Here is a 12,480-nt window from a genome sequence, read left to right on the forward strand (position 1 = left end):
AATTCTTCAGTCACACAGCTTTAAAAAGGCAAACAGAAATGTCAGCCACGGAAAACTCTTCCCCGCTTGCCGATACCGATCTGGTCGAGATGACCCTGGAGGATGCCGCCGCCGCCTTCGCGCGCGGCGTTACCTCCGAGGCGTTGACCAAGGCGTTTCTGGCGCGCATCGCCACGTATAATCCGCGTTATAACGCCATTATCACCATGAACCCCGCCGCGTTGGACGAGGCGCGCGAGATCGACCGCCGCCGTGCCGCGGGCGAGGCGCTGGGCCCTCTGGCCGGGGTGCCGGTGGTGATCAAGGACACGATGGACATGGCGGGCCTGCCCACCACGGCGGGGTGGCATTTCCTCTCCGCCAGGGCGGGCGGGGTGGATCTGATCCCCGAGACGGACGCGCCGGTGACGGCACGCATGAAGGCGGCGGGCTGCGTGATTCTGGGCAAGACCAATGTGCCCATCCTCTCCGCCACCGGCACCCATGCCAGCAATAGCTGGGCGGGGCCCACGCTGAACGCCGCCGCGCCCGACCGCATGCCCGGCGGCAGCACGGCGGGCACCGCCACCGCTGTGGGGGCCAGCCTGGCCGTGCTGGGGCTGGCGGAGGAAACCGGCGGTTCCATCCAGAACCCCGCTTCCGCGCAAGGGCTGGTCGGCATCAAGCCCAGCTTTGCCCTGGTGCCCAATTCTGGCGTGGTGCCGCTGGCGGGGTCCACGCGCGATGTGGTGGGGCCCATCGCGCGATGTGTGCGCGACGCGGCGCTGACGCTCGACGTGATCGCCGGTTATTGTTCGCAGGATCCGAAAACCGTGGCGGGAATCGGCAAGCGTCCGCCGGGCGGCTATGCCTCCCTGCTCAGCCCCACGGCGCTCAAGGGCAAGCGGCTTGGGCTGTATGGTTCGGGCTGGCGCGACCGTCCGCTTTCGGCGGAGTGCGCCTCTTTGTACCAACGCGCGCAGGAAGAGCTGGCGGCGCGCGGCGCCAGCCTGATCGAGGATCCGTTCGCCGGGTCGGGTTTCGCGGCCATCAGCAAGCCGATCTCGGATAAATATTATTTCGACGCGCGCGGCATGGAATGCTGTGCCTACGACATGGAGCTGTATCTGCGCCGCCTTGGCCCCAACGCGGCGGTCAAGGATTATAAAACGCTGGCCGAGATGACCAAGGCCGAGGATCCATTCGCCCCGGGCGGCGTGATGGAATATATGGACTATCTGCCGGAGACCAAATTCTCCAACGAGAACCCCACTTTGCCGCCTCCGCTCACGGATTTCCTCGGCGCCAAGGAGGCATATCTCGCCGTCGTTGAGGAAGTGTTCGCCCGGCACCGGCTCGATGCGCTGGTATTTCCGCAGATGATCCGGGAATTGCCGTTCTTGAACAGCGACGATGTCATCAGCGAGACGACCGTGTGCGAGATCAATATCGCGGGCATGCCCGGTGTGGTGATGCCGGCTGGCCAGTACGCATCGGGCGCGCCCTTCACGCTGATTTTCGTGGGAAAGCAATGGAGCGAGGCGGAGTTGCTCGCCCTGGCCTATGATTACGAGCAGGCGACGCGCCACCGCGTGGCGCCGGTTTTGTCGGCATAAGGCTGGCGCTCCAGCGGCCAGGATGTGCTTATCCTGGCCGGAACGGAGGAAACCGGAATGCTGACCAATCATCGCCATCAGGAGATCATGGCCACGCTGCATGGGGCGGGGCGCGTGGATGTCGCCAAGATCGCGGCGGAACTGGGCGTTTCGGAGGAAACCATCCGCCGCGACATGAAGCTGCTGGAAACCCAAGGGCTGCTCAGGCGCATTTACGGCGGCGCGGTGCCGCCCCGGCTGGACCAGGACCGGCCGCTGCTGGAACGCGGCAAGCTGAATTCGCGCGAGAAGGCCAGGGTGGCGCAGCTCGCGCAGCCTCTGGTGCTCGATGGCATGTCACTGTTCATCGATAGCGGCACCACCACGCTGGCGCTGGCGCGCAGCCTGGCGGGGCGCAATATCACGGTCACCACCAATTCCATCAACGTGGCGCTGGCGCTGGGTGGCGGGGCGACGCGCGTCAGCCTCACGCCCGGGGCGCTGCGTTCCAAGGACAATGCGCTGGTCGGATATGAAACGGTCGCCTATGCGCGGCGCTTCTTTTTCGACATCGCCTTCATGGGCATCAGCGCGGTGGACATCGACCATGGGTGGATGGATTACGAGGAGCATGAATCCGTGCTTCGCCGGACCTTGAAGACCCAGGCGCGCAAGGCGGTGCTGCTGGTGGATTCCCGCAAATTCGGCCGTCAGGCCAATCTTTACACATTCGGGCTGAACGAGGCGCTGACGGTCGTGACCGACAAGAGGCCGCCGCCCGCTTTCATGGAAGTTTTCACCAGATATGATATCGATCTCATCACGTCCCCAGCCCAGCGCTGAAGCGGGGAGCCTTGTTTCGTTGCTGACGCGCTTCGCGGCGATCGGCGCGACTCCGGGCGGAGGCGTCACGCGGCTTTGCGCCTCGCCGGAAGATGGCCGCGCGCGCGATTTGTTCCGCGAGACGGCGGGCGTGGCGGGAGCCGGTGTGCGCACCGACGCGGCGGGCAACCAGTTCGCGCGGTTTCCGCTGACGGGCGATTCCTGCGCGCCCTTGGTGATGATGGGGTCGCATCTGGACAGCCAGAGCCGGGCCGGGCGCTTCGATGGTACGCTGGGCGTGGCCACGGCCTTGCGCGTGGGGGCGGCGCTGATGCGCGCGCGCGCGGCGGGGGCGCGGTTCAATGCCGATTTCGTGGCGGTCAACTGGACCAACGAGGAAGGCGCGCGCTTCCGGCCCAGCCTGCTGGGCAGCGGTGTTTATAGCGGGGCGTTCACGGCGGATTATGCGCTCTCCCGCCGGGACGACAATGACATCTCCCTGGGGGAGGCGCTGGCTGGGATTGGCTATCTCGGCAGCGCGGCGCCGCCGCCCTTGCCGGCCTGCTATCTGGAGTTGCACGTGGAGCAGGGCAGCCGGCTGGAGGAGGCGGGGGCCAGCATCGGCGTGGTCGGGCGCAATTGGGGCGCCATCAAGATCGATGCGCGGTTTCTGGGTGAGCAGGCCCATACCGGCCCCACCTTGATGGAGCGGCGGCGCGACGCGCTGCTGGGGGCGTCCTATGCCATCGCGGGGTTGCGCGAGGTGGCGGCGCGCTGGCCGGGGCGTGTGCATAGCTCGGTGGCGCGGATTCGCGTGGAGCCGAATTCCGCCAATGTCGTGCCGGCCCTGGTCACCATCGCGGTGGAGATCCGCGCCGGGGACAATGCGCTGCTGCGTGAGGCTGGCGAGGCGGCCGAGGCGGTGCTGGCGCAGGCGGCCGCACGCGCCAATGTGACCCATGACATTGCCACGCGCACCGAGCGCGAGGTGCGCGCCCTGCCGGATGCGCCGGCGGCTCTGGTGCGCCGCTGTGCCGATGAGGCGGGGCTGCGCCGTCTGGACATGGATACGGTGGCCGGGCACGATGCGCTCAGCCTGCTGGGGCTTTGCCCCGTGGGGCTGGTTTTCGTGCCCAGCATCGGTGGCATCACGCATAACGAGGCCGAGGATACCGCGCCGGAGGATCTCGCCGCGGGGCTCACATTATGCACAATGGCGGCGGCGCGGCTGTGCCGCGCGGGCGGTGCGCCCGAGGCCGCCCTGGACCAGGAGGATTAAGGGATGACAGCCCGCCCGTCCGCCCCGTTCGAAGCGCGTGCCCAGGACGCGCTGGCCCATATGCCAGGTTGGGCGGGGCATGCCGCGCGGCTGGAACTGGCGGCGCCACCCGTTGCGTCGCCCTTGCACCGGGCCGTGGCCTCGGATTGCGTGCTGGCCCAGACCGAGGGGCGGGCGCCCTTGTTCCTGAAACTGCGCCATACGGACATGCGGGAGGATATATTGCCCTGGGCGGAGGAGGCGGCGCGGCTGGCCGCCAAGGCGGGCGTGGCGCCGGATGTGATGCTGGCGCGCCCTGGCGTGCTGGGGCTGGCTTATCTGCCACCGCCCTGGCGCTATGCCCGCATGGGCGATTTGCAGGCCCCGCAGGCCCTGGCGGCCGTGCTGGCGGCCAAGAAGCGCCTGCATGGCGGTGAGCGGCTGGGGCGGCGTTTTTGTCCCTTCACCCGGATCGAGACGCTGACCGCCGAGGCCATGGCGGCGGGTGTGATCATGCCCGAGGATACCGGCCATCTGCTGCGTGGCGCCGCGCTGATCCGTGAGGCGGTCAGGGCTTCGGGGATCGACCTGGCCTTTTGCCATAATGAGGCCGCCGCTTCGAACATCATGCTGAATGGCGGCGAGGTGCGGCTGGTGGATTTCGACCTCGCGGCGGATAACGACCCCTGGTACGATGTCGGCGCGCTGATCAACGAGGTTTGCGATTTCGACCCGCCGCGCCGCGCCGCCGTGGAGATGTATGCGGGGCGGTATGAGGAGAGGCTGTTCAACCGCTGCCGGCTCTATGGCGCGGTCGACGATCTGATGTGGGGGTTGTGGGGGCTTGTGCGTGCCGTGACATCGCCGCGCGAGACCATCGAATTCTGGAAATACGGCACCTGGCGGCTGTTGCATGCGCGCACCACGATCGGGTCGCGCGATTTCGAGCTGTGGCTGCGGCGTTTATGAGGGGCGGGATGTGGAAGCAGGCGGGCGAGGCGGCCAGCGAGGATGAGCGACGGATCGAGGCGGTGTTGGCGCGAGTTGAGCCCTGGCGGGGGCGCCGGCTCCGCTACCGCCCCGTGGCGGGGGGAATCAGCAACATCAACTGGCGCGTGGCCGACGATGCGGGCGGGGATTATTTCCTGAAAATCCCTGGCCGGGGCACGGATATGTTCGTCAGCCGCGCGGCGGCCAACGAGGCGAGCAGGCTGGCGCATCAATGCGGGTTCGGGGTGGAGGTGGTGGCGTTTCTGCCGGAGGAGGGGGTGGAGATCTTCACTTTCGCGCATGGTTACCGGGCCAGCTCCAATCTCGATTTCCTGCGACCCGCCGTGCGCCACAACGCGGTGCGGGCCTTGCGCGCCTTCAATGATTCGCCGCGCCTCACCCTGACCAAGACGGTGTTCGAGATGATCGAGGAGCATCTGGCGCAGGTTGCCGAGGTGGGCGGGCGGCTGCCAGACGACATCGCGCATATGCGCCGGGGCCTGGCGGATGCGCGGGCGGCGCTGCTGGCCTCGGGGCTCGACCTCGTGCCCTGCATGAACGACACGCTGGCCGGGAATTTCATGATCAACGAGGCCGATGAGCTGAAGCTGGTGGATTTCGAATATGCCAGCAACAATGAGCGGGCCTATGAGCTGGCCTTGTGGTTTACGGAGATGGCGTTTCCCGGTGAGGTCGAGCGGGAGATGGTGGAGGCTTATTTTGGCAGGACCGGGCGCGGCATCGAAGCGCGGGTGAATGTGCTGAAGGCGCTGGCGGACATGAAATGGGCGAGCTGGGCGATGGTGCAGGAAGCCGTCTCGACGCTGGATTTCGATTATTACAAATATGGCGCCTGGAAATACCGCCGGGCGCGCACGCAGTTCCATCATCCCGACTGGCCGCTCTGGCTGCGGCTTTTATAGTCCGCCATTGACAGGGGGGGCGCGCGCGGCATCATCCCGGCATGAGATTGTCCAGCCTTGCGGCCGTCCTCACCCTGCTCGCCCTCCCCGCCGCCCATGCGGCCGATTGCAGTCGCGCGGACACGCAGATGGAGCTGGATGCTTGCGCCGCCGCCGCCTTCAAGGCGGACGATGCCACGCTCAACCAGCTTTATGCGCGGATCGAAGCAAGATTGGGTGGCGATGCCGATAAGCGCAAAGCCCTGGTTGCCGCCCAGCGCGCCTGGGTCGCTTATCGCGATGCGGCGTGCAAGTTCGCCGCCTCCGGCGTGGAGGGCGGCAGTATCCACCCGATGATCGTGACCGATTGCGAGGACAGGCTGACCAAGCGGCGCATTCAGGATTTCCAGGCCTATCTCTCCTGCCAGGAAGGCGACACCGCCTGCCCGGTGCCACAAGCGCGCGCTGACGGGTAACAAAAAGGCCCAGGGCTTTTATGCCCCGGGCCTTTTTCGTTGCCGTGCCTTGGGTCTTATACGGCCTGTTTGCGGTGCGCCACGGCGGCGTTGATCAAGGCCAGCAATACGCCGCCGGCGAAGATGAGGGTGGAAAGCACGAAGACCTGCGGCGGTGTGCCGACCTTGACAGCGCCATAGACCCAGAGCGGGAAGGTGAGTGTCTGCCCGGCGACGAAGGTGGTGATGATCAGATCGTCGATCGAGAGCATGAAGCAAAGCAGCATGGCGCCGACAATGCCGGGCAGGATGAGCGGGAAGGTGACGGTCCAGAACGCCACCCAAGGGGTCGCGCCCAGATCGGCGGCGGCGCGGTCCAGGGAACGGTCCAGGCCGGAGACGCGCGCGCGGATCACCACCACCGCGAAGGCGAGGTTGAAGGCGACATGCGCGATGAAGATGGTCAGCAGCCCGCGCGGCAGATTGAGCGCCAGGAACAAGGAGAGCAGCGAGGCGCCGACCACCACGGCTGGGGCCGCGATATCGGCGAAGATCACCAGATCCGTGGCGGTCTTGCCCCAGAATTTATGGCGGGCCAGGGCCAGGGCCAGCGGGGTGCCGAGAATGACCGAGATCAGCCCGCTGCCGATCGCCACCTCGAGCGAGTGCACCAGGGCGGCGGTGAGATCCTGGATGGCGAAGGCATGGGCGTAGTTGGACAGCGTGAAATGCAGCCATTTCAGTGCCACATGCCCGTTGGGGGCGAAATTGAAACTGAACACCACCATCACCGCGATGGGCACCATGGTGTAGATGATCATCGCCCAGGTGAAGCAGGCCAGAATCCGCTCGCCAAGCCGGCTTTTTTTATAGGCCGAGGGCATGGGAGAGGGGGGAGAGACCGCGCCGCTCATGCCGCGTACTCCTGAATGGTGTCGGTTCCGAACATTTTGGAATAAAGCAGAATGGCGAGCATCAGCATCAGCATCAGGATGGAGGACAAGGCCGCCGCCATCGGATAATTCTGGTTCAGGAAGAAGGCATCCTGGATAATGTTGCCGATCATGTAGGTGCCGGGCCCGCCGAGCAGGGCGGCATTCACGAAGTCGCCGACATTGGTGACGAAGACCAGCAGGAAGCCCGCGAACACACCTGGCGCTGAAAGCGGCAGGATGATCTTGAGGAATGCCGTGGCGGGTGAGGCGTAAAGGTCGTTCGCGGCGCGTACCAGGCGCCGGTCGATCTTTTCCAGCACCACGTAAAGCGGCAGCACGTAATAGGCGAAGCTGTTATAGACCAGCCCGCCGATCACCGCCCACTGGGTTGAGAGAATGCGGAAGTTTTCAGGCAGGATTCCGACCTCCTTCAAGGGGCCGAGAACGAAGCTGTTATCCGACAGGATGAATTCCCAGGCCAGCACGCGGATGACGAAGGACACGAAGAAGGGCAGCATGATGAGGAACAGGAACGTGCTCTTATGCCGCCCGCCGTAAAAGGCGATCCAGTACGCCACCGGGTAGGCCATCAACAGCGTGATGACCGTGGAGGCGGTGCCGTACCAGAACGACCTGATGAACGCGTCTCCGTAATTCGAAATCGCTTGGCTGAATTCGGAGAAATTGTCGGACATGGTGTAGCCGACGAGCGGGTTGCCCTCGGCCAGCGCCATGCCCAGCATCGATCCCAGGGGGATCAGGAAGAAGACGAGAAGATATACCCAGCTCGGCAAGCTGAGCAGGTAGGGTGCGAGTTTTCCGCGCAGCTGCCGCATGGGTTAGCCTCTTAGCCTTGGATGATCGGGTTGAAGGTGTTGATCCATGTCTGGTACTCGCCATAGCTCTTATAGGCATAGAACTCATGCGCCTTGGAGAGCATCGTGTCCGTGGGGAAGACCAGCGGGGAGTTGGCCACGTCCGGATCCTTGATGACGTTCAGGATATAATCCTTCGCGGCCGGAACCGGGCAGATATAGTTGATGTAATCCTCGATCACGCCGGCGGCTTCGGGGGTGTAATAATAATTCATCCAGTCCAGCGCGGAAAGCGGGTTCTTCGCGCCGACGGGGATGCACATATTATCGTGCCAGATCATGCAGCCTTCCTTGGGGACGACGAATTTCAGATCCTTGTAGCCCTTGGAATTGGCCTGGAAGATGTCGCCGGACCAGGCCTGCGTGATCCAGACATCGCCGTTTTCGAGCGCGTTGATGTAGCTCTGGTCGTAATATTGGCGCACCAGCCCCTTCTTTTTCTGTTCCTCGAGGATGGCGGCGGCCTTCTTCCATTCGGCGGGGGTGGAGGTGGTGGGGTCGATGCCCAGCTTCAGCATGGCGGCGCTGCCAAGCTCGGTCAGGTCGTTGAACATGCCGATATGGCCGGCGAAGGCGGGATCCCACAGATCGTCGAAGCTGGTGATCTCGCGCTTGGTCAGCTTGGGGTTATAGGCGATGCCGGTCAGGCCGGACTGCCACACCAGCGTGTGCTTGTTGCCCGGGTCGTAGGGCGGATTCTTGACGCTGGGGCTCGCATATTTGGCGAAGTTGGGAACTTTCTCCTGCCAGAGCGGCACCAGGAAGTTCTGCATCAGCAGTTCGGTGAGGTACCAGCCATTGGTCATCACGATCATGTCGTAACCCGTGGCCTCGCCGGATTTGAGCACCGGGGCGATCTGCGCGTAGAACGGCGCGTTGTTCTGGATCACCTCCATATACTTCACCTTGATGCCGGTATCCTTGGTGAAGGTGTCGAGGGAGGGGTGGTCCTTCCCGTTGCTGGTCACGTCGATGTAATAGGGCCAGTTGGCGAACACGAATTCCTTGGTTGGCTTCTGCTTGGCCCACCAGGCTTTCCAGTCCTTCACCTTTTCGGCATGGGCGAATTGCGGTGCGAGTGCCGCGAGCATGGCGGCGCCGGCGCCGCGCATGAAAGTCTGGCGGGTCAGGCGCGGCTGTGTCAGCCCCCTGTAAAAAGCCTGGGTCGATTGATCGTCTTGGCTCATGAAGTTCTCCTTTGGGTTAAGCGGGATCTGATTCGACAGCGAAGGTGTGCGCGGGATTCCAGGCCAGGCGCACGCTCTCACCAGGGGCAATTCCCTCGCCGCGGCCGGAATTCTGGGCATAGACGCTGAGCGGCCGGCCGGTCGTGTTTTCCATGATGTATTGATGGCTGACGCCGAGATAGACCGAGACGCCGGTCTTGGCCTCGATCACGTTCCAGCCCGGCTCGGCGTTTTCCGTGGCCGACAGAATATGAAATTTCTCAGGCCGCACGCCGATCTTCACGGAATCGCCGGCCTTGGCCCGCAATGCGCTGGCGGGCAGCTTCACCAGGGCGCCGTCTTCCAGTTTCACCAGCACGCTATCGGTGCCGCTTTCGGCCACGATGCCGGGAATGAGATTGGAAGCGCCGAGGAAGGAGGCGACGAATTCGGTGGCGGGATGATCGTAAACCTCGGCCGGGGTGCCCACCTGCTCGATCTTGCCCTTGGACATCACCGCCAGCCGGTCGGACATCGCCATCGCTTCTTCCTGGTCGTGCGTGACGAACAAGAAGGTAATGCCGATCTCGCTCTGGATCCGTTTCAACTCGATCTGCATCTGTTTGCGCAGCTTGAGGTCGAGCGCGCCCAGCGGCTCATCGAGCAGGAGGAGCTTGGGTTTGTTCACCAGCGCGCGGGCCACGGCCACGCGCTGCGCCTGGCCGCCGGAGAGCTGACCGGGCTTGCGCTTGGTGAAGCTGGTGAGGTCGACCAGCTCCAGCATTTCCGTCACGCGTTTTTCAACCTCTGATTTCGACAACCCCTTGCGGCGCAAGCCGAAAGCGACATTCTCAAAAATATCCAGATGCGGGAACAGCGCGTAGGATTGGAACACGGTGTTCACGTCGCGCTTATAAGGGGGTTGCCGGCTGACATCGTCGCCGCCCAGATAGATGGCGCCGGAAGTCGGGGTTTCGAAGCCGCCGATCATCGAGAGGGTGGTGGATTTGCCGCAGCCCGAAGGACCGAGCAGGGAAAAGAACTCACCGCCCTTCACGGTGAGCGAGATATTGTCGACCGCCGTCCAGCCTCCGAACTGTTTGATGACATTTTCCAGCCGTACGTCATGGCGGGTGAGGGGGGCGGCGTTCATATGAAAGCTCCGGCTTTTACGGGATGGGTCGGGATGGTCTTGAAATTGGCGTGGGCGGGCGGGAGAGAAAGAGAGTTTTTTGTCATGGGCCGTGAGCCTTTGGGGTTGCCGGCATGGTGGCGCGGCGTGAGCGAACGGCCGCCGCGCCGCGCGGGCCATGTTGCCTCAGCCCGCAAGCACCAAGCTCCTACGTTGTTGTTTCGCGGTCTGTTTCACACCGAAACCCTTTCCGGCTGCCGTCAACGTATCATGTATAATTTTTTCACAGTCTCGTGCACGGTGCAAACCCCTTTCCAGTCCTTGGGGAAGAAAGCGGCCGTGTCCGGGATGATTTCGATCACCTCACCGGATTCGTGTACATAGGTCGCCCGTCCTTGCAGAAAATGGCAGAATTCATCGCGGGTCACATGGCAATGCCATTTGCCAGGCGTGCAGAGCCATAGCCCGCATTCGGATTCACCGTTCGCGCCCTTATGGATCAGCTTGCCGGAGGTATGGCTTTCCCCCTCGATCATGGTGGGAATCACGCCCCAGTCGGTCAGGTCCGTCTGAGCGAGAGGGTCGCGTAGGTAAGGCGCGGTGGGCATGCGGCTCTGAATTCCGTTCAAGTCAGGAAATAAAGGTTACGGATGGTTTCCGTCACCAGGCATTCGCCGGTCCAGCCCGCGGGGAAGAGGATGGCGGTGCCGGGGGTTATCTCGGTCGCCTCACCCTCGTCGCTGCGATAGAGGGCGTGGCCTGAGATGAAATGGCAGAACTCGTCGCGCTCGATGCGCAAGCGCCATCGCCCCGGTGTGCAAACCCATAATCCGCTTTCCGATCCGGTTTCATGGGCCTTGTATAAGAGGCGGCCTGAGGAACGCGATTGACCTTCGAGCGCATCCGGCTGTGCGCCCCAATCCTTCAGAGCGGGAAAGCCGGTGGCATTCTGAATATGGGGCGCGCTGGCGGCCAACATATCCTCGGCCGTGGTGGCGGGACGGGCGGGGCTGGTCATGCGAGCAGCCCGTCCAGTATCCGAGCCGCCTTTTCCGGTCCGTTATGCGCGCGCATATGGCCGGATGTGGCCGCCAGCCGGGCGTGCAGCGCGGGGTCGCCGACGCAGGACTGCAATGTTGCCGCCAGTTGCGCGTCCGTCCAGTCATAACGCGGCAGTTTGAATCCGTGCCCGGTTTCCTGCACGCGGGTGGCATTGTCGTGCCCATCCCACACATAGGGCATGATGATCGCGGGCTTGCCGAAATACAGGCACTCGGTGAAGCTGTTATTGCCGCCATGATGGATCACCGCGTCCGCCTGCGCGATGACGGAAGGCTGCGGGAACCAGCTTTCGACGATCACGTTTCCCGGCACATTGTCATAAGCATCCTTATAGTCGCCCACATTCACCAGGGCGCGGTAGGGCAGGGTGCCGAGCACCTGGATGATGCGCTTGAGCAATGCGGTGTCGCCAGCGCCCAGGCTGCCGAAGCTCACATAGATGAGCGGCTTGTCATCGCCATGGGCGAAGGAGGGAATCTCATAGGGTTTTTCGTCGCGCACGCAGCCTTCGAGATATTGGAATTGCTTCGGATCCAGCGGATGCTTGCGCTGGAACGTCACGGATTCGGGATAAAGCAGCAGGTTCATGAAGGGCGAGGCTTCAAAGAATTGCCCGACCGGGTAAGGCGCCTCCCCGCAGGAGGCCAGGAATTGGTTGAAATCCGCATGGATCGGCGCGATGACCTCATTGAACCGCGCGCGGTATGCGGCATGGCAGGCAAAGTCTTTTTCTCCGCAGCCGGAGAGATGCGGGGGAATGCCCTCGTCCTCGATCTCGTTTTCCGAGCAGGAAATGATCCGCACCCAGGGCTTGCCGGACTGTTTGATGGCGGGAAAGAGGATGACATTGTCGACGCAGATCAGATCCGGATTGAGCTTCGCCAGGATCCCGGGCAGGTCTTTCTGGGCCCATTTGGCGCTGTCCACGATCGCCTCCCAGCAATCCTTCACGTAATTATCGATCTGCCCGTAAGGGGATTTGCGGAAATTCGGGATATGGCCGTTGATGAAATCCTCCCAGAATTTCGCCATCTGCTCGGGCGGCATCGGGGCGGAGAGGTTCACGGGGTGCGCTTCGAAGCCATACCCCTCATAGACGGACACGAACCCAGGATCGGAGAGAAAAACGGGACGGTGTCCCAGCGCGGCCACGGCCTGCGCGATGCCGACGGAGTTAAGCGCCGGGCCGAAAGCGGCCTCGGGGAAAAACGCGATCGTCCTTGGCATGCAACCCCTGTTGATTGTCCCGGACGTGACGGTACGATTAAAAAAATAAACACGTCAACCGCTAATTTTATGTGCAGTACAG

Annotated in this window: 13 protein-coding genes; 6 read left to right on the forward strand and 7 right to left on the reverse strand. The window is 63.4% G+C overall.

Features of this window, described 5'->3' with window-relative positions; all coding sequences use genetic code 11:
• Positions 1-38: 38 nt before the first annotated feature.
• Genes AB7D48_RS08840 through AB7D48_RS08865 form a run of 6 tightly spaced genes read left to right on the forward strand, consistent with a single transcriptional unit; the run spans position 39 to position 6,022 of the window.
• Complete coding sequence (locus tag AB7D48_RS08840) at positions 39-1,595, forward strand: amidase (RefSeq protein WP_427977867.1); 1,557 nt, start codon at positions 39-41, stop codon at positions 1,593-1,595.
• A gap of 57 nt (positions 1,596-1,652) precedes the next feature.
• A complete protein-coding gene (locus AB7D48_RS08845) occupies positions 1,653-2,417 on the forward strand; it encodes a DeoR/GlpR family DNA-binding transcription regulator (RefSeq protein ID WP_427977869.1) in 765 nt (254 codons plus the stop codon).
• Positions 2,418-2,436: 19 nt separating this feature from the next.
• Positions 2,437-3,675 carry a Zn-dependent hydrolase gene (locus AB7D48_RS08850; protein WP_427977871.1) on the forward strand — a complete coding sequence of 413 codons (1,239 nt, stop codon included), beginning with the start codon at positions 2,437-2,439 and terminating at the stop codon, positions 3,673-3,675.
• A gap of 3 nt (positions 3,676-3,678) precedes the next feature.
• Positions 3,679-4,623 (forward strand): phosphotransferase family protein, encoded by a 945-nt coding sequence (locus AB7D48_RS08855; RefSeq protein ID WP_427977874.1) that lies wholly within the window; start codon positions 3,679-3,681, stop codon positions 4,621-4,623.
• Between the two features lie 8 nt (positions 4,624-4,631).
• Entirely contained in the window at positions 4,632-5,567 is a 936-nt protein-coding gene (locus AB7D48_RS08860; RefSeq protein ID WP_427977876.1) for a phosphotransferase, read from the forward strand.
• Between the two features lie 41 nt (positions 5,568-5,608).
• On the forward strand, positions 5,609-6,022 hold the full coding sequence (locus AB7D48_RS08865) for a lysozyme inhibitor LprI family protein (RefSeq protein WP_427977878.1): 414 nt from the start codon (positions 5,609-5,611) through the stop codon (positions 6,020-6,022).
• Positions 6,023-6,078: 56 nt separating this feature from the next.
• On the opposite strand, the gene AB7D48_RS08870 is transcribed toward AB7D48_RS08865, so the two are convergent.
• From AB7D48_RS08870 to AB7D48_RS08900, 7 genes are all read right to left on the reverse strand, one after another.
• Complete coding sequence (locus tag AB7D48_RS08870; protein ID WP_427977881.1) at positions 6,079-6,915, reverse strand: ABC transporter permease; 837 nt, start codon at positions 6,913-6,915, stop codon at positions 6,079-6,081.
• The gene (locus AB7D48_RS08875) at positions 6,912-7,772 is read right to left on the reverse strand and encodes an ABC transporter permease (protein WP_427977884.1); all 861 of its coding nucleotides are present in this window, start codon (positions 7,770-7,772) and stop codon (positions 6,912-6,914) included. The genes AB7D48_RS08870 and AB7D48_RS08875 overlap by 4 nt, the downstream gene beginning before the upstream one ends.
• An 11-nt stretch (positions 7,773-7,783) precedes the next feature.
• Positions 7,784-8,998, reverse strand: coding sequence for a polyamine ABC transporter substrate-binding protein (locus tag AB7D48_RS08880; protein WP_427977887.1), 1,215 nt, complete (start codon positions 8,996-8,998; stop codon positions 7,784-7,786).
• A 16-nt stretch (positions 8,999-9,014) separates the two neighbouring features.
• Positions 9,015-10,130, reverse strand: a complete 1,116-nt coding sequence (locus tag AB7D48_RS08885) for an ABC transporter ATP-binding protein (protein ID WP_427977889.1) — start codon at positions 10,128-10,130, stop codon at positions 9,015-9,017.
• Between the two features lie 239 nt (positions 10,131-10,369).
• Positions 10,370-10,717 (reverse strand): cupin domain-containing protein, encoded by a 348-nt coding sequence (locus AB7D48_RS08890; RefSeq protein ID WP_427977892.1) that lies wholly within the window; start codon positions 10,715-10,717, stop codon positions 10,370-10,372.
• Between the two features lie 17 nt (positions 10,718-10,734).
• A complete protein-coding gene (locus tag AB7D48_RS08895; protein WP_427977894.1) occupies positions 10,735-11,127 on the reverse strand; it encodes a cupin domain-containing protein in 393 nt (130 codons plus the stop codon).
• Positions 11,124-12,398 (reverse strand): nucleotide disphospho-sugar-binding domain-containing protein, encoded by a 1,275-nt coding sequence (locus AB7D48_RS08900; protein ID WP_427977896.1) that lies wholly within the window; start codon positions 12,396-12,398, stop codon positions 11,124-11,126. Before AB7D48_RS08900 ends, AB7D48_RS08895 begins: the two co-directional genes overlap by 4 nt.
• Between the last annotated feature and the right edge of the window lie 82 nt (positions 12,399-12,480).

Origin of the sequence: Acidocella sp., from assembly GCF_050253495.1 — a bacterium.
In the GTDB taxonomy this organism is placed as follows: Bacteria; Pseudomonadota; Alphaproteobacteria; order Acetobacterales; family Acetobacteraceae; genus Acidocella.

What these genes read in the sequence shown, in the direction of transcription:
- AB7D48_RS08840 (WP_427977867.1), top strand. Translation starts at nt 39, where the DNA reads ATGTCAGCCACGGAAAACTCTTCCCCGCTTGCCGATACCGATCTGGTC.
- AB7D48_RS08845 (WP_427977869.1), top strand. Translation starts at nt 1,653, where the DNA reads ATGCTGACCAATCATCGCCATCAGGAGATCATGGCCACGCTGCATGGG.
- AB7D48_RS08855 (WP_427977874.1), top strand. Translation starts at nt 3,679, where the DNA reads ATGACAGCCCGCCCGTCCGCCCCGTTCGAAGCGCGTGCCCAGGACGCG.
- AB7D48_RS08860 (WP_427977876.1), top strand. Translation starts at nt 4,632, where the DNA reads ATGTGGAAGCAGGCGGGCGAGGCGGCCAGCGAGGATGAGCGACGGATC.
- AB7D48_RS08865 (WP_427977878.1), top strand. Translation starts at nt 5,609, where the DNA reads ATGAGATTGTCCAGCCTTGCGGCCGTCCTCACCCTGCTCGCCCTCCCC.
- AB7D48_RS08870 (WP_427977881.1), bottom strand. Translation starts at nt 6,915, where the DNA reads ATGAGCGGCGCGGTCTCTCCCCCCTCTCCCATGCCCTCGGCCTATAAA.
- AB7D48_RS08875 (WP_427977884.1), bottom strand. Translation starts at nt 7,772, where the DNA reads ATGCGGCAGCTGCGCGGAAAACTCGCACCCTACCTGCTCAGCTTGCCG.
- AB7D48_RS08880 (WP_427977887.1), bottom strand. Translation starts at nt 8,998, where the DNA reads ATGAGCCAAGACGATCAATCGACCCAGGCTTTTTACAGGGGGCTGACA.
- AB7D48_RS08885 (WP_427977889.1), bottom strand. Translation starts at nt 10,130, where the DNA reads ATGAACGCCGCCCCCCTCACCCGCCATGACGTACGGCTGGAAAATGTC.
- AB7D48_RS08890 (WP_427977892.1), bottom strand. Translation starts at nt 10,717, where the DNA reads ATGCCCACCGCGCCTTACCTACGCGACCCTCTCGCTCAGACGGACCTG.
- AB7D48_RS08895 (WP_427977894.1), bottom strand. Translation starts at nt 11,127, where the DNA reads ATGACCAGCCCCGCCCGTCCCGCCACCACGGCCGAGGATATGTTGGCC.
- AB7D48_RS08900 (WP_427977896.1), bottom strand. Translation starts at nt 12,398, where the DNA reads ATGCCAAGGACGATCGCGTTTTTCCCCGAGGCCGCTTTCGGCCCGGCG.